This window comes from Streptococcus suis (genome assembly GCF_019856455.1).
GTDB classification, from domain to species: domain Bacteria; phylum Bacillota; class Bacilli; order Lactobacillales; family Streptococcaceae; genus Streptococcus; species Streptococcus suis_AE.
Map to the genome: position 1 here is coordinate 2229039 of NZ_CP082205.1, position 15845 is coordinate 2244883.

Sequence of the window (15845 nt, forward strand, 5' to 3'; positions counted from 1 at the left end):
ATTCCTTTCTTCTATCCCTGTAATCCAAAACCTATTAACCGTTGAGTTGATTCCAACTCTGATAATTCTTGAATGGCGTCCTTAATATCAGCTTCTATTACGACATTCATCTCTGTTTCATCCAAATCCCTCTTACCTATCCTTTCCATTACCCGAGTCGCCTGTTGATACAAGATAGCTTCTATTAATTTACGAACATAGCGTCCATTACCAAAATATTCGGTTGTTCCAACTTTTGAAAAATGCGAACGCAATACCCTCTCACAACTAGATTCAATAGAATAGTCTTTTTTACTCAACATCATTCTAATACTGTTCAAAAAACAAAAACTAACGTATAATAGATTTATGAAACTTACTATCGAACAAACAAACGAATTAAAAACTTATTTGAAAGATAAAACCTATTCCCCATTTCATAGACGACTTCAAGTAATCCTGTTCAGAGCCGAAGGTCTCAGTTATAGAGAAATCACTAACCTTATCGGCTATTCAAAGTATACAATCTGGTCCTTACAAGGCAAGTATGAGCTTGGTGGGATTTCAGCTCTAGTAAGAGAAACGCGAGGTGGACGGAACCGTCAATATTTAACCCTTCAAGAAGAGGAAGCATTTCTAAAAGAACAGTTAACAGCTTCACTAAATGGCGAATTTGTGACCATAAACTCTCTCTACGAAACTTATCAGAAACGGGTTGGACACCCTACGACCAAGGAAGGATTCTATGCCCTTCTGAAACGCCATGGTTGGCGCAAAGTGACGCCAAGACCAGAACACCCTAAAAAAGCAGACGCCGAAACGATTCTAGCGTCTAAAAATAAAATCTTCATTCACGAAAATAGGAAAGCGCTTCAAGAATAGTCGTCGCTATCATAAAGTCAGACTAATGTATCAAGATGAGGCGGGTTTCGGTCGGATTAGTAAAATTGGAAAGGCCTGGGCACCAAAAGGGGTGAGACCGCATGTACATAGCCACTATATTCGTGAGTATCGCTATTGCTATGGTGCTATTGATGCCCATACAGGAGAGTCCTTCTTCATTATCGCTGGGGGTTGCAATACAGATTGGATGAATGTTTTTCTCAAACAACTATCTGAAGCTTATCCTGACGATTATATTTTATTAGTGATGGACAATGCCGTTTGGCATAAATCAAGTACCTTAGAGAAACCACATAATATTGGTTTTGAGTTTATTCCTCCCTATACTCCTGAAATGAATCCAATTGAACAAGTTTGGGCTGAGATTCGAAAGAGAGGGTTTAAGAATAAAGCTTTTAAAACACTAGATGATGTGATAAACAAGCTTCAAGAAGTGATACGAGAGTTAGATTGGTCTATTTTAAAACCAATTGTTAGTAGACGATGGTTAAAAAACACTTGATTGGTTTGTTTTTTGATTTTTGTTTAGTATTGTTTTTTGTATTCATTTGCTCGATATTATGCTATTCTATAAGTGAAATCTACAAGTGTTTGATATCGAACCTTCCTCCTCGCCTGTCTATCGGGTCGAATTGGACAGAGGTGGGATTGGATGTAGATTTCAACTTGCTTGGAAGGTATTTGATGACGGAAAAATAGACGACAAATATAACAGGCATCCGAAAAGCTGATTTTGTATCTATACTTTGTTTTTCGCTCTGGAATGATGACCTTAGAAGTGGTCATTTTGACGGCATTGTGAAAAGTGAGACGAGCGAATATTTCCTGAAGAATACCTTCCAGCTTTTTAGCGTGAAAACTCACCAATCCAAGTGCATATTTCAAGTGACGAAAAGCGGTCTCTATGCCCCATCTACGGGCATAGAGGCTTTTTATATAGTCTACAGGCTTATCGCAATTGGTCACGATAGTCTCGTATTTATCAGGGGCTATTTCAAATCGAACCATGCGAAAAGAAAGGGAGTAAAACTCTGCTTCAGCTCCCCTTTCCCATTCTTTAGATAGAAAATCAAAGGTTTGATTACTGGGAATAAACTTGTATTGATTCCTATCTTTCAGGAGTTCTCTGGTCTCCTTATTGTGTCGGCGGGTTAATTTCAAGGTAAAGGATTCGGCGAAGGTTTCCGTAGAAGGCAGATCCAAACTTTGCTTCATACTGCTTTTCCCATCTCGAATCCGAAATTAGATAGAACCAGCCTTTTTCTTGACAATGTGCCATCAGATTATAAGATTCGTACCCCCTATCGGCCACAATGAGTGCTTGTTCGAAAGGGAGAATTCTCCATCATATCAATCAGAGCCTTCCGTTCATCAACATCTCGTCTCTTTTGAACCAAGGCATCACAATAGAGCTCGCTTTCCAAGTCGAAGAGGGCATTTAAGTGCAGGAGATTATAGGCTTTTTCACCTGATTTTGAAGGAAAATGAGAGGTTGTGTCCTCAGGAATGACTGGAATATGGATATCTGATCCATCTACAGCCAGAATAGGGCATTCTGTTTTTGGAAGAACAGCCTGTGTAAAATTTTTGAAGAGATCTTGAAAGGCTTGGTGCTTAATTTTATACCGATTTTGAACAAAAGCAACTTTAGAAATTGGAAAATTTTGATTGATGAGTTCTTTTGATAGCGTTTGACCGCCCATGTTTAGTATAGCGGAAACCATTTGTTGGAAGGAACTTTTTCTGGAACGGGTAAAGTCTTTATCTGGTTCGACGACATAAGAAGAACTGTCGGATGAGAGTTGTGAGATGCAAGATTCTAGGACTGTTTGAATAGACTGAACCATAGGAAAACTCCTTTTTGATTTTAGTCTATCACTTTATCGAAAAATAAAAAGACCCTATCCAATAAAAATTGGAGCAGGAGTCTTAGCTTAATGACATTGTCTCCGCGGGGTCTTGCAGACGGCTAAGCCAAAAATAAGAAAACAAATAACGCACCAAAAATGGTGCGTCGTTCGTTTTTGTGTTATAATGAAAGCAAATATGAGGAGGTCTTTATCTATGATTGGAGACAATATAAAATCACTACGCCAGACACACGATTTAACACAACCAGAATTTGCTAAAATGGTCGGGATTTCACGCAATAGCCTGAGTCGTTATGAAAATGGAACCAGCACCGTTTCAACAGAACTCATTGATCGCATTTGTCAGAAATTTAACGTTTCTTATGTCGATATTGTAGGGGAGGATAAGATGCTAACACCTGTTGAAGATTACCAATTGACTTTAAAAGTAGAAGTGATTAAAGAACGTGGAGCAGCCATTTTATCACAGCTTTATAGATACCAGGATAGTCAGGATATTGCTTTTGATGATGAATCCAACCCTTGGATTCTCATGAGTGATGATTTGGCTGAATTGATCAATACGAAAATTTACCTTGTCGATACTTTCGATGAGATCGAGCGTTACAATGGCTACTTAGACGGTATCGAGCGGATGTTGGACATGGTGTATCATCGGGTGGTGGCTTAATGAGGTTGGAAGAATTTAGTGAGGTTGCATTTCAGAAGGCCTTGCAGCGAACCATTCGGGCTTTAACCCGAGGAAAGACGATTTCAAATCAACCGAAAGCCATTTTACTTGGTGGACAAAGCGGAGCTGGTAAGACGACTATTCATCGTATCAAGCAAAAAGAATTTCAAGGTAATATCATTATCATCGATGGTGACAGCTACCGTTCTCAGCATCCCAATTACTTAGCCCTGCAAGAAAAGTATGGCAAGGACAGCGTGGACTATACCAAGGGATTTGCAGGAAAAATGGTAGAGCATCTGGTTGACGAACTCAGCACGCGGGGTTATCATTTGCTGATTGAGGGAACCTTACGAACCACTCAAGTTCCTCGTCAGACTGCTCAATTATTAGCTTCTAAAGGTTACCAAGTTTCTTTAGCTGTTATTGGTACCAAACCAGAACTGTCCTATCTCAGCACCTTAATTCGTTACGAAGAACTTTATGCCATCGATCCCAATCAGGCCAGGGCAACACCAAAAGAACACCATGATGGGATTGTTGAGAACTTGGTTGATAACCTAAGTGAGTTAGAAAGAGAGCAACTCTTTGACCAGATTCAGATTTATCTGAGAGATCGAACTTGTATCTACGATTCTGAAACCGATAAAGGTTCCGCTGCAGAAGTGTTACAAGAATGCCTCTTTGGAAAATGGAGTAAAGTCGAGGAAGAGATGTGGAAGATGGGACAAGAGCGGTTAAGAGAGATTTCAGTAATAAAAGAAAATTTGTAGGAGATATGATATGTATTTAAAAGTTTGTCAATAAAAAATTATAGAAAATATAGCGAAGACGTTCAGACTATTAACTTTGCTCATAGTAAATGGCCAGATAGGTCAGGTACTGAAACGGAAACAGAGTCGGAAAAGATAAGTATAACAGAAAAATATATATCAAAAAGTTCATCATTAATCGTAGGAAAAAATAATTCTGGTAAAAGTACAATTGTCAAATTATTAAACACACTACAAAATACCAAGTCAGGTAGTAGAAATGTTTTCAAGTATACAGATTTTAATTTAATACTCAACAAAAATCAAAATCAAACCAATCAAGTGTTTTTTAACCATCGTCTACTAACAATTGGTTTTAAAATAGACCAATCTAACTCTCGTATCACTTCTTGAAGCTTGTTTATCACATCATCTAGTGTTTTAAAAGCTTTATTCTTAAACCCTCTCTTTCGAATCTCAGCCCAAACTTGTTCAATTGGATTCATTTCAGGAGTATAGGGAGGAATAAACTCAAAACCAATATTATGTGGTTTCTCTAAGGTACTTGATTTATGCCAAACGGCATTGTCCATCACTAATAAAATATAATCGTCAGGATAAGCTTCAGATAGTTGTTTGAGAAAAACATTCATCCAATCTGTATTGCAACCCCCAGCGATAATGAAGAAGGACTCTCCTGTATGGGCATCAATAGCACCATAGCAATAGCGATACTCACGAATATAGTGGCTATGTACATGCGGTCTCACCCCTTTTGGTGCCCAGGCCTTTCCAATTTTACTAATCCGACCGAAACCCGCCTCATCTTGATACATTAGTCTGACTTTATGATAGCGACGACTATTCTTGAAGCGCTTTCCTATTTTCGTGAATGAAGATTTTATTTTTAGACGCTAGAATCGTTTCGGCGTCTGCTTTTTTAGGGTGTTCTGGTCTTGGCGTCACTTTGCGCCAACCATGGCGTTTCAGAAGGGCATAGAATCCTTCCTTGGTCGTAGGGTGTCCAACCCGTTTCTGATAAGTTTCGTAGAGAGAGTTTATGGTCACAAATTCGCCATTTAGTGAAGCTGTTAACTGTTCTTTTAGAAATGCTTCCTCTTCTTGAAGGGTTAAATATTGACGGTTCCGTCCACCTCGCGTTTCTCTTACTAGAGCTGAAATCCCACCAAGCTCATACTTGCCTTGTAAGGACCAGATTGTATACTTTGAATAGCCGATAAGGTTAGCGATTTCTCTATAACTGAGACCTTCGGCTCTGAACAGGATTACTTGAAGTCGTCTATGAAATGGGGAATAGGTTTTATCTTTCAAATAAGTTTTTAATTCGTTTGTTTGTTCGATAGTAAGTTTCATAAATCTATTATACGTTAGTTTTTGTTTTTTGAACAGTATTAACACAGTCAAAATCTCTACATTTTGTAAATCGAACAGAAGTCCGGACATTTCTTGTTTCATTACGACACCTTCCGATGATGAACCATGTCTAACATCCGCTCAATACCGTCTAAGTAGCCATTGTAACGCTCGATCTCATCGAAAGTATCGGCAAGGTAGATTTTCTAATTCAGCCAAATTATCACTCATCAGCATCCAAGGATTGGATTCATCATCAAAAGCAATATCTTGACTATCCTGGTATCTATAAATGTGGGCGATGATAGAGGCTGAACCCCAGCTGTGTACCAAAGGTGCCTTAGGAACGGGGGCCTTGATAATCTTATCGCTCAGATTCTTCTGACTACATGCCTGACACTTGTATGCGTGTTGAACATGGTCAATCCGCTTTAATTGTGCGGGAATGAAGACCAACTCTTGTCGTTGAACAGTTGAGCCAATCTCCTTCAACTGACCATGACAGTCTGGACAGGTACAATCTTCGCCCTGCAATTCGTGATGAACAATCTCTGGAGTGAACTGACTAAAAATAGCCTGACGAACTCCCTTAGCTTTCTTGCGTTTATAGGTGATGGTCTCTGTTTCAACTGGGTAAGTCAGCTTCTTCTTCAGGGAGACTTGCCTCACTAAATAAGCTCAGCTGACCTGGTTGATACACAACTTTCTCTGATGATTTTCCGTAGAGTTTCTGTCTCAGATAATCAACCTGCTCACGAAGGAGGGTTAGCTGTAAGCGCCCAATAACAAGGTATATTGAAAAGGCTCCAAAGTCCTGTCGACTCTGGAACCTTTTTCTATTTACAAGCTCTCTTAATATTTTTATCCCATGGCAAATAGGCTTCTAAAACCTCCTTTTTTGCGAGCGACTCCTCATTAGGTAAGTGTTCTAGAAGATAGGTCATATATTTTTCTGCATCAAGTCCGTGTCGCTTAGCTGTTTCTAAAAGACTCAAAATGACAGCTGTCGACTTGGCTCCCTCAAAGCTCTGAGAAAAAAGCCAATTTTTTCTGCCCATCACCAAGGTCTTCATAGCCCTCTCAGCCATATTGTTGGACAGGACTAGGTCACCGTCCGAGAGAACGGCTCGGAAGGTGGTTTCGTATTTGAGGCTATACTCTATTGCAGTACCCAATTTGGAAGCTGGCAAGACAGCCTGTTCACGGCACCAATCAAAGAACTCGTCCATCAAGGGAGTTAACTCTGTCTGCCGTTTATGTAGCCGTTCCTCAGTAGACAGGTCAGCCCAGTCACTCTCCAAGGCAAACAGGCGGTCGCAATAGGCTAATCCCTTGGCTCCTAAAGAAGTATTATCTGTCTTCTTAGGAGTCGCCTCAAAAAATTTTCGTCTAACATGAGCCCAACAGCCAACGAGCTGAGCCTTGTCTAATTGACGATAAGCACTCCACATGTCACAATGAACGTAGCCCGCATAGTCCCCAAGAAACTCCTCCACAACTAAGCCGCTCCGTCGTTTGTCATGATGATAGAGGGTAATTCCATTTTTCTCATGTTTCCCAGACAAGAAAGTCCAGTAGTAGGTCAACTGGCTATCATTTTCTAAGACCTTGTAGGAAGTCTCATCCGCATGAAGAATAGGCTGCTCCAACAATTTCTCGTGCAACAGGTTATAAATCGGCTCGAAATAATACTGACTAGACTTGATGTGCCAGTTGGCTATTTCCTTCCGACTGATGGGCAGGCCAAGTTTATGCCAGTCCTCTTCCTGACGGTAATTGGGTACCTTCAGATTGAATTTCTGGTGAATGGTGTGAGCGATGATAGAGGCTGAACCCAAGCTGTGTGCCAAAGGTGCCTTAGGAACAGGAGCCTTGATAATCTTATCGCTTAGATTCTTCTGACTACATGCCTGACACTTGTATGCGTGTTGAACATGGTCAATCCGCTTTAATTGTGCAGGAATGAAGACCAACTCTTGTCGTTGAACAGTTGAGCCAATCTCTTTCAGCTGACCATGACAGTCTGGACAAGTGCAGTCTTCGCCCTGCAATTCGTGATGCACAATCTCTGGAGTGAACTGGCTGAAAATAGCCTGACGAACTCCCTTAGCTTTCTTGCGTTTATAGGTGATGGTCTCCGTTTCAACTGGGTAAGTCAGCTTCTTCTTCAGGGAGACTTTCCTCCCCAAACAAGCTCAGCTGACCTGGTTGATATACGACCTTCTCTGATGATTTTCCGTAGAGTTTCTGTCTCAGATAGTCAACCTGTTCTCGAAGGAGAGTGAGTTCATTAGCCATCATCTCTATCGTTTTTGACTGTGTTTCAATAATTTTTTCTAGTGATGACATAACCAATCTCCTTCTTTTTATCTCATTATACACAAAGAAAAGCCATGATTTCAATAGAAATCACGACTTTTTGAAACATTTATTTTTGGAATGATAGAAAATCCTTTCATGAGCCAGTCGACTTGCTCGGAAGTTAGAGCCTTGACCTCTTCTTCATTGTTTGGCCAGGTCAATTTCCCATTTTCAAAACGTTTATACAATAACCAAAATCCCTGTCCATCCCAATAAAGAGCTTTGAACCGGTCTTTTCGACCTCCGCAGAAGAGATAGACCTGACCGGAGAAGGGATCCAGGTTGAACTGACTTTTGATAAGATAGGCCAGGGAATCAATTCCCTGACGCATATCTGTTTTTCCACAGACCAAGTAAACTTGACCTAAATCACTGAGTTGGATGGTCATAGAACAGTACCTTATCTAAGATTGTTTCTAGTGTTTCTTGATTGATAGTGTGAAAGACTGTGAGCTCCACTTTTCCGAGACGAATTTTCATCATAATATCGTTTCTGCCTCGCTTCTCAAAGCGGCGAGATTGGGGAACAGTCAATGGAATGATGGGGTGTGACATAATAAATCCTCCAGTTTTGTTTTTCTAACAGTATACTGGAGGAGGGAGTGGGTGGATAGATACCTTGTTATTGGGCGGTTACAACGAAATCACTCGTTTTCTAAAATCTAAATCGTATGCCATAACTTTAGTATACCATAATTACTGATTTAAAACTGATTAACTATATAACAGTATACAGGAGGAGGGAGTGATTAGATAGATACCCTGTTATGGGGCGGTTACGGTAAACGACCAATGCTCTTTGATAAAGAAAGAGAGAACGAAGTCCGTCCTCTCTAGGCGTTAGCTTTTCATCTACCCACTACAGTTGACAAAGAGCCTACTTTTTGTCTCTCCCAACAGAGATTTCCTCACCACTAATCTTAGTATGCTTTGGAAAATAGTTAATTTTCTCTTTTTTTACGAATCGCGATTCCTAATAAGGCTAGGCCAGACACACCCAAGATGCTAGATAAACCAATATTGTCACCAGTGTTAGGAAGAACTGATTTTTTCTTAGCTGCTGCTTTCTCAGCACTTGTAGTTGTGTTGATTGCGGCAATCGCTGATTTGCCAGCTTCAAGAGTTTTGGCTACACCTGAAGCATCTGTTGCGGCGGCAATAGCCTTATCTGCATCAGCTTTGGCTTTATCCAATTCTGCTTGTTTCGCTGCTTTTTCGTCAGCTGTAAGGACAGAATTTTCAATTTCTGCTTTCTTAGCATTGTAAGCATCTTCCAAGTCTTGCTTAGCAGCTGCTTTCTCAGCACTAGCTGTTGTGTCAATAGCTGCAATGGCTGTTTTGCCTGCTTCAAGTGCTGTATCTACACCTGCATTATCTGCTGCTGTGTCAATAGCATTTTCAGCAGCTTCTTTAGCTTTATCCAGTTCTGCTAGTTTGGTTGCTTTTTCTTCTCCAGTTAGGGATGAGCTTGTAATCTCAGTTTCCTTAGCAGAGTATGCCTCTTCAAGCTGTTGTCTAGCAGCAATCTTCTTATCACTTATAATCGTTCCAATCGCTTCGATATCCGCTTTACCCTCATTAAGTGCTGTATCTACACCTGAATCATCTGTTGCGGCGTCGATGGATTTAGTGGCATCCTCTTTAGCTTTATCCAATTCTGCTTGTTTAGCAGCCTTTTCTTCAGCTGTCAAACCTGAATTGGTAATGGCATCTTTCTTAGCGTTGTAGGCTTCTTCCAAGTCTTGCTTAGCGGCGGCTTTCTTAGGACTCACAGAAGTGTCAATAGCTGCGATGGCTGTTTTGCCTGCTTCAAGAGCTTTGGCTACACCTGCATTATCTGTTGCGGCATCAATAGCTTTATCTGCATCCTCTTTGGCTTTATCCAATTCTGCTTGTTTTGCGGCTTTTTCTTCAGCTGTAAGGGCAGAATTTTCAATTTCTGCTTTCTTAGCGTTGTAGGCTTCTTCAAGAGCTTGCTTAGCGGCTACTTTCTCAGCACTTGTAGTTGTATTGATTGCGTCAATCGCTGATTTGCCAGCTTCAAGAGCTTTAGCTACGCCTGCATCATCAGTTGCTGCATCAATAGCCTTATCTGCGTCAGCTTTAGCTTTATCCAATTCTGCTTGTTTTGCGGCTTTTTCTTCAGCTGTAAGGGCAGGATTTTCAATTTCTGCTTTCTTAGCGTTGTAGGCTTCTTCAAGAGCTTCCTTAGCGGCTACTTTCTCAGCACTTGTAGTTGTATTGATTGCGTCAATCGCTGATTTGCCAGCTTCAAGAGCTTCCTTAGCGGCTGCTTTCTCAGCACTTGTAGTTGTATTGATTGCGTCAATCGCTGATTTACCAGCTTCAAGAGCTTTAGCTACGCCTGCATCATCAGTTGCGGCATCAATAGCCTTATCTGCGTCAGCTTTAGCTTTATCCAATTCTGCTTGTTTTGTGGCTTTTTCTTCAGCTGTAAGGGCAGAATTTTCAATTTCTGCTTTCTTAGCGTTGTAGGCTTCTTCAAGAGCTTCCTTAGCGGCTGCTTTCTCAGCACTTGTAGTTGTATTGATTGCGTCAATCGCTGATTTACCAGCTTCAAGAGCTTTAGCTACGCCTGCATTATCTGTTGCGGCGTCAATCGCTTTATCTGCGTCAGCTTTGGCTTTATCCAATTCTGCTTGTTTAGCAGCCTTTTCTTCAGCTGTCAAACCTGAATTGGTAATGGCAGCTTTCTTAGCGTTGTAAGCTGCTTCCAAGTCTTGCTTAGCGGCGGCTTTCTTAGGACTCACAGAAGTGTCAATAGCTGCGATGGCTGTTTTGCCTGCTTCAAGAGCTTTGGCTACACCTGAAGCATCTGTTGCGGCGTCGATGGATTTAGTGGCATCCTCTTTAGCTTTATCCAATTCTGCTTGTTTAGCAGCCTTTTCTTCAGCTGTCAAACCTGAATTGGTAATGGCAGCTTTCTTAGCGTTGTAAGCTGCTTCCAAGTCTTGCTTAGCGGCGGCTTTCTTAGGACTCACAGAAGTGTCAATAGCTGCGATGGCTGTTTTGCCTGCTTCAAGAGCTTTGGCTACACCTGAAGCATCTGTTGCGGCGTCAATAGCCTTATCTGCATCTTCTTTGGCTTTATCCAATTCTGCTTGTTTAGTAGCCTTTTCTTCAGCTGTCAAACCTGAATTGGTAATGGCAGCTTTCTTAGCGTTGTAAGCTTCTTCTAAGTCTTTCTTAGCATCTGCTTTCTTAGCACTTGCAGTAGTGTCGATGGCTCCAATAGTTGCCTTACCGTCTGCAAGAGCTGTATCTACGCCTGCTTTATCTGTCGCAGCGTCGATAGCTTTATCTGCGTCTGCTTTAGCTTTATCCAATCCAGCTTGTTTCGCTGCTTTTTCTTCAGCTGTAAGTGCAGAATTTTCGATTTCAGCTTTCTTAGCGTTGTAAGCTTCTTCTAAGTCTTTCTTAGCATCTGCTTTAGCAGTACTACTTGTAGTGTCAATGGAATCAATTGCTGACTTACCGTCTTCAAGAGCCTTGTCTACACCGGCATTATTTGTTGCAGTGTCGATAGCATTTTCAGCGGCTGCTTTGGCTTTATCCAACTCAGCTAGTTTAGCGGCTTTTTCTTCTCCAGTTAATGATGAATTTGTAATCTCAGCTTCCTTAGCAGCGTACGCCTCATCAAGCTGTTGTCTAGCATCAGTCTTCTTCTCACTTATAAGCGTTTCAATCGCTTCAATATCAGCTTTACCTTTATTTAATGCTGTATCTACATCTGCATCTGTTGTTGCTGCATCAATTGCATTGATGGCATCTTCCTTGACTTTATCCAATTCAGCTTGTTTTACTACTTTTTCTTCAGCAGTAAGAGCTGAATTGTCAATTTCAGCTTTCTTAGCATTGTAAGTTTCTTCTAAGTCCTTCTTAGCCACTTCCTTCTTAGCACTTGTAGTTGCATCAATACCTGCAATAGCTACTTTACCGTCAGTTACCGCTTTGGCTAGTTCATCGTTAGTAGTAGCAGCGTCAATAGCTGTGCGGGCTGCAGTTTTAGCTTCTTCTACTTTTTGTATTTTCTCAGCTTTTTCCTCAGCTGTAAGGTTTGACGCATTGATTTCAGCAACCTTCTCTGTTGCCACTTTATCAATATCGGCTTTGGCAAGGTTTCTAACAGCGTCTTTATCTTCAGAGATAAGTTCTGTAGCTGGAACTGTCACAACAGTGCCGTCGTTGTAAGTCACTGTAGCTTCACCTGCGTCAGACACCGTAATGCTCTGAATGAGGTTAGCACTATCTGGATTTGCATTGGAAATCGCTTGTTTTAAACTATCCTTCTCGGTCTCTGTTAGTTTATTAGTGTCAAAGACGGCGGTCTTGTCTGTTGGATGTGCAAGATATAATGCATTGTATGTTTCTTCGGTTGTAATAGAGCCACTCTTAGGTAGGGCTGTGCCAGCAGTTGTCTGCCAACGAACAAAGGTATTCCCCGCAAGAGTTGCAGTTTCAATCTTCTCTGTAAATTTTTTATTATTAAAATCAATAGAGTAAAGATTGTTACTTACAGCAACCATTTTCGAAGTTTTTTTGCTTTTGATGAGTTGACCTTGACCTGCATCAAAGGTGATAAAAACCCATTTATCTTGTTCATCTGCTCCATATTGTGCGAGATAACTTGCTTTAGTCCCATCGCCTCTTACATCTTCAACTTCATAAACTACATTTGGATACAAGTTTATATCAGAGACCAAGCTGTCTTTGTATTTCTCACGAGAAAAAGCGACATTTGCTTTATATTCACCACTATTCACGGCCCAACCAACAACAGTATCACCTTCATCTGTTTTTACAGTAGGCCATTGCCAAGCAGGGTCATTTAGAAGTGTTTCCCATGTTACATCATTTTTAGCAAAAATTCTTACTGAATCGCCACTTTGACTTCCTAATGTTAAGCCCTTAGCCCACTGTGATTTATTAAATGTTATAGTCACATACCCCTGTGGAGCAGTATCACTTACAGAACTTGGATTTTTAATAATCGCTGTGTATGTAGACTCAATAGCCGCTTTACCATTTTTAAGAGCCCCTTCAACAGCCGAATCTGTTTTTGCATCATCAACTGCTTTTATAGCATTTTCCTTAGCAGTAGTCAAGTCAGCTTGTTTAATAGCCTTTTCTTCAGCTGTAAGTGCAGAATTTTCAATTTCTGCTTTCTCAGCATTGTAGGCTTCTTCAAGTGCTTGCTTAGCTTTTGTTTTTATAGTATTAGTTGTGCTAACTGCTTTAATCGCTGCTGTACCATCCGAAATAGCCTTAGTTAAGTCTTCAGTAGTAGCAGCTTTATCAATTGCATTATTAGCTCGGTCGTTTGCATCTCGAACTTCCGTCAGTCTGGCTATTTTCTCTTCTTCAGTGAGATTTGAGGCCTCGATGTCATCACTCTTTTCCGTTGCCTCTTTTTCAATTTCTGCTTTGGCATTGCTTCTAGCAGTATCCTTGTCTTCGTTGGTGAGAGTTGCGGATGGAACTTTAACTACGGTATCATCATTAAATGTTACAGTAGCTTCACCTGTATCGGATATGTCAATCGCTTTGATGACTTGCGGAACCCCTGTACTTAAATCAGGGTTTGCATCTAATATATTTTTCTTGACCTGTTCTTTCTCGGAATCTGTTAACTTTTTACTATCAAATACAGCTACCTGGTTTTGTGGATGCGCAAGATACAGTGCCTCATAGGTTGTGTCAGTTGTGATTGGACCACTCTTAGGTAACACTACCCCATCCCGTGTTTGCCAACGCACAAAGGTATGCCCCGCAAGAGTAGGCGACTCAACTTTTTCTTTAAACTTTGCATTACTAAAATCAATAGAATAGAGATTCTTGCTCACAGCTACCATTTTAGATGTTTTTGATCCACTGAGTTGACCTTGACCAGCATCAAACTTGATAAAAATCCATTTTTCTTGCTCATCTGGACCATACTGTGTTAGATAGTCTTCTTTAGTCCCTTTTCCTCCTACAGGTTCAACTTCAAAAACTACGTTTGGAGACAAGTTTGTATTTTTGACAACAGTATCCTTATAATTTTCAAGTGAAAAAGCATTTCCTGAGTTATATGGTTTCCCGTAACCGATATTCACAGCCCAACCAACAACCGTGTCGCCTGCATTTGTAATTACAGTAGGCCACTGCCAAGATGAATCTTTTAGAAGTGTTCCCCATGTTACATTATTCTTGACAAATATTCTTACCGAGTTGCCACTTTGATTACCTAATTTTAACCCATTATCCCACGGCGTTTTATTAAATGTTACAGTTACGTAGCCCGAAGGTGCTGGTTCCGACGCAGAACTTGGGATTATCATAATTGGCTCGGCAACGGGTTGGCTAGTCGAACCATCTCCTTGTGTTCCAGTATCTACTGAACGTGAGATTCCTACTGGTTGGCCACTTGCTGAACTTGTATCATTTGCAGACTGGTCATTCGCAGTTGAGTTTGTTGTATTACCAGTCTGAACTCCTGAGCTATTGACTCCTTGATTATCCCCTTGTGGCTGCATTGTTGAAGTTGTGCCATCGGAAGTTCCATCATTATTTACAATTTGCCCGTTTGAAGCTCCATCTCCATTGACTCCTGTTTCAGCGCTTACAATCGTTCCTGCACTAAGAACCAAGGTCGTACCTAACAGAACACTTGCAGCACCAATATGATATTTACGGATAGAGAAACGCTGGCGCACTCCATACCAATCAAATGATTTCTTTTTCGAACGATTCATATCGTCACTCCTTTTGAATAAATATTACCAGAGAAAAAATGAAGCGTTCAAAAAATCAGTTTTCCCTAGTTTCAAGCCACCAAGACTCTGAGTTAATTATACCCCACCCCCCCCCGATTTTTCAAGTATTTTATAGTTCTTTAGTTTCTATGCAGTATGTGCTATACTATACTTATGAAAAGTTACGGAATAGATTTTAGAAAACGAGTTATTGATTATGTAGAGGCTGGTCATTCCAAAAAAGAAACGTGTCAGTTATTTGGGATTAGCACTAATACACTGTATCTTTGGGAGAAACAACTCAAAGAACTTGGTCATTTGGAGCGTCAAAAAAGGAAACCAAGCCCTCGCAAATTGCCATTGGATAAGTTAGAAGCCTTTGTTAACCAACATCCAGATGCTTTTTTAAGGGAAATAACAGAGCATTTTGACTGTAGTATTCCCTCCGTTTGGGCAGCCTTAAAAAAACTGAACATTACTTTAAAAAAAGACGACAACCTATAAAGAACAAGCCAGCGACAAGGTTAGATGCTACTTAGATGTTCTAGAGTGTTTTCCTAATACCCCAATTGTCTATATTGATGAGACTGGCATTGACACCTATCTTTATCGTCACAAAGCTAGAGCTGTACGCGGTCAAAAAGTCTATGACAAGGTTAGTGGACGTCGCTTTGAAAGGCTCTCTGTTGTCGCAGGGCAAATTGGTTCCCAAATTGTAGCACCATTGTTGTATCACGGAACAATGACAGCACATCTTTTTATGACATGGTTTCAAAAGGAACTATTACTGTGCTTATCAGAGCCACATCTGATTATTATGGATAATGCCACCTTTCATCCTAAAAAGCACCTTGATGAGTGTTCCATAGCTAGCGGGCATTACTTTCTTCCCTTACCACCTTATTCTCCTGAACTCAATCCCATCGAACAGTTTTGGGCTACTCTAAAAAGAAAGGTGACTGAATTGTTAAGAACAGGTCGTTCTGTTCAGTCTGCCTTAGAATACTATTTAAAAACTAAATAACTATAGTACAATTCTTCACGCCATACGCATAAAAAAATTCGACCCTTCTTTGTAGTTGTAGCAAATAATCCTAAAGAGGAAAGCAAACCTTATTATATACATATATAAGAGGATTCTGAATGGACAATGACTATATCACAATAAGTGCGGGAAAAT

Annotated in this window: 14 protein-coding genes and 4 pseudogenes; 6 read left to right on the top strand and 12 right to left on the bottom strand. The window is 40.6% G+C overall.

Annotated elements, in window-relative coordinates; genetic code table 11:
- Nucleotides 1–11: 11 nt before the first annotated feature.
- Nucleotides 12–320, bottom strand: coding sequence for a hypothetical protein (locus tag K6969_RS10695; protein ID WP_253911847.1), 309 nt, complete (start codon nucleotides 318–320; stop codon nucleotides 12–14).
- Between the two features lie 205 nt (nucleotides 321–525).
- On the opposite strand from K6969_RS10695, the pseudogene K6969_RS10700 reads away from it, so the two are divergent.
- Nucleotides 526–1384, top strand: a pseudogene (locus tag K6969_RS10700) (IS630 family transposase); the annotation flags it as partial.
- Nucleotides 1385–1440: 56 nt separating this feature from the next.
- On the opposite strand, the gene K6969_RS10705 reads toward K6969_RS10700, so the two are convergent.
- Together K6969_RS10705 and K6969_RS10710 are read right to left on the bottom strand one after the other, a co-directional pair.
- Nucleotides 1441–2097: a transposase gene (locus K6969_RS10705; RefSeq protein WP_171943238.1), complete on the bottom strand. Its 657-nt coding sequence runs from the start codon at nucleotides 2095–2097 to the stop codon at nucleotides 1441–1443.
- Between the two features lie 86 nt (nucleotides 2098–2183).
- Entirely contained in the window at nucleotides 2184–2729 is a 546-nt protein-coding gene (locus tag K6969_RS10710) for a hypothetical protein (RefSeq protein ID WP_321537406.1), read from the bottom strand.
- 217 nt (nucleotides 2730–2946) lie between these two features.
- Here K6969_RS10710 and pezA point away from each other — a divergent pair, with 217 nt between their 5' ends.
- The 3 genes from pezA to K6969_RS10725 are packed head-to-tail and all read left to right on the top strand — an operon-like array spanning nucleotide 2947 to nucleotide 4589.
- Nucleotides 2947–3423 carry a type II toxin-antitoxin system antitoxin PezA gene (gene pezA, locus K6969_RS10715; protein WP_029173913.1) on the top strand — a complete coding sequence of 159 codons (477 nt, stop codon included), beginning with the start codon at nucleotides 2947–2949 and terminating at the stop codon, nucleotides 3421–3423.
- Entirely contained in the window at nucleotides 3423–4196 is a 774-nt protein-coding gene (gene pezT / locus K6969_RS10720; RefSeq protein WP_029173912.1) for a type II toxin-antitoxin system toxin PezT, read from the top strand. Before pezA ends, pezT begins: the two co-directional genes overlap by 1 nt.
- Before the next feature lie 24 nt (nucleotides 4197–4220).
- Nucleotides 4221–4589 carry an AAA family ATPase gene (locus K6969_RS10725; protein WP_321537407.1) on the top strand — a complete coding sequence of 123 codons (369 nt, stop codon included), beginning with the start codon at nucleotides 4221–4223 and terminating at the stop codon, nucleotides 4587–4589.
- On the opposite strand, the pseudogene K6969_RS10730 reads toward K6969_RS10725, so the two are convergent.
- The 9 genes and pseudogenes from K6969_RS10730 to K6969_RS10770 form a co-directional block, all read right to left on the bottom strand.
- A pseudogene (locus K6969_RS10730) lies at nucleotides 4514–5651 on the bottom strand (IS630 family transposase). The gene K6969_RS10725 and the pseudogene K6969_RS10730 sit on opposite strands and share 76 nt — an antisense overlap.
- A pseudogene (locus tag K6969_RS10735) lies at nucleotides 5651–5846 on the bottom strand (transcriptional regulator); the annotation flags it as partial. The pseudogenes K6969_RS10730 and K6969_RS10735, both read right to left, overlap by 1 nt.
- Nucleotides 5844–6218: pseudogene (locus tag K6969_RS10740) on the bottom strand (IS66 family transposase zinc-finger binding domain-containing protein); the annotation flags it as partial. The pseudogenes K6969_RS10735 and K6969_RS10740, both read right to left, overlap by 3 nt.
- On the bottom strand, nucleotides 6175–6345 hold the full coding sequence (locus K6969_RS10745; protein WP_171943275.1) for a hypothetical protein: 171 nt from the start codon (nucleotides 6343–6345) through the stop codon (nucleotides 6175–6177). The gene K6969_RS10745 and the pseudogene K6969_RS10740, both read right to left, overlap by 44 nt.
- A 40-nt stretch (nucleotides 6346–6385) precedes the next feature.
- Nucleotides 6386–7738: an IS66-like element short variant transposase gene (locus K6969_RS10750; RefSeq protein ID WP_029943010.1), complete on the bottom strand. Its 1353-nt coding sequence runs from the start codon at nucleotides 7736–7738 to the stop codon at nucleotides 6386–6388.
- Entirely contained in the window at nucleotides 7692–7898 is a 207-nt protein-coding gene (locus K6969_RS10755; RefSeq protein WP_029178852.1) for a transposase, read from the bottom strand. The genes K6969_RS10750 and K6969_RS10755 overlap by 47 nt, the downstream gene beginning before the upstream one ends.
- A 50-nt stretch (nucleotides 7899–7948) precedes the next feature.
- Nucleotides 7949–8299: an IS66 family insertion sequence element accessory protein TnpB gene (tnpB, locus tag K6969_RS10760; protein WP_029188189.1), complete on the bottom strand. Its 351-nt coding sequence runs from the start codon at nucleotides 8297–8299 to the stop codon at nucleotides 7949–7951.
- Entirely contained in the window at nucleotides 8280–8465 is a 186-nt protein-coding gene (locus tag K6969_RS10765) for a hypothetical protein (RefSeq protein WP_029188188.1), read from the bottom strand. Before K6969_RS10765 ends, tnpB begins: the two co-directional genes overlap by 20 nt.
- 386 nt (nucleotides 8466–8851) lie before the next feature.
- On the bottom strand, nucleotides 8852–14665 hold the full coding sequence (locus tag K6969_RS10770; RefSeq protein ID WP_321537409.1) for a DUF1542 domain-containing protein: 5814 nt from the start codon (nucleotides 14663–14665) through the stop codon (nucleotides 8852–8854).
- Between the two features lie 174 nt (nucleotides 14666–14839).
- Here K6969_RS10770 and K6969_RS10775 point away from each other — a divergent pair, with 174 nt between their 5' ends.
- On the top strand, nucleotides 14840–15169 hold the full coding sequence (locus tag K6969_RS10775; protein ID WP_171943048.1) for an IS630 transposase-related protein: 330 nt from the start codon (nucleotides 14840–14842) through the stop codon (nucleotides 15167–15169).
- An 88-nt stretch (nucleotides 15170–15257) separates the two neighbouring features.
- The gene (locus K6969_RS10780; RefSeq protein WP_414820588.1) at nucleotides 15258–15689 is read left to right on the top strand and encodes a transposase; all 432 of its coding nucleotides are present in this window, start codon (nucleotides 15258–15260) and stop codon (nucleotides 15687–15689) included.
- Nucleotides 15690–15845 lie beyond the last annotated feature (156 nt).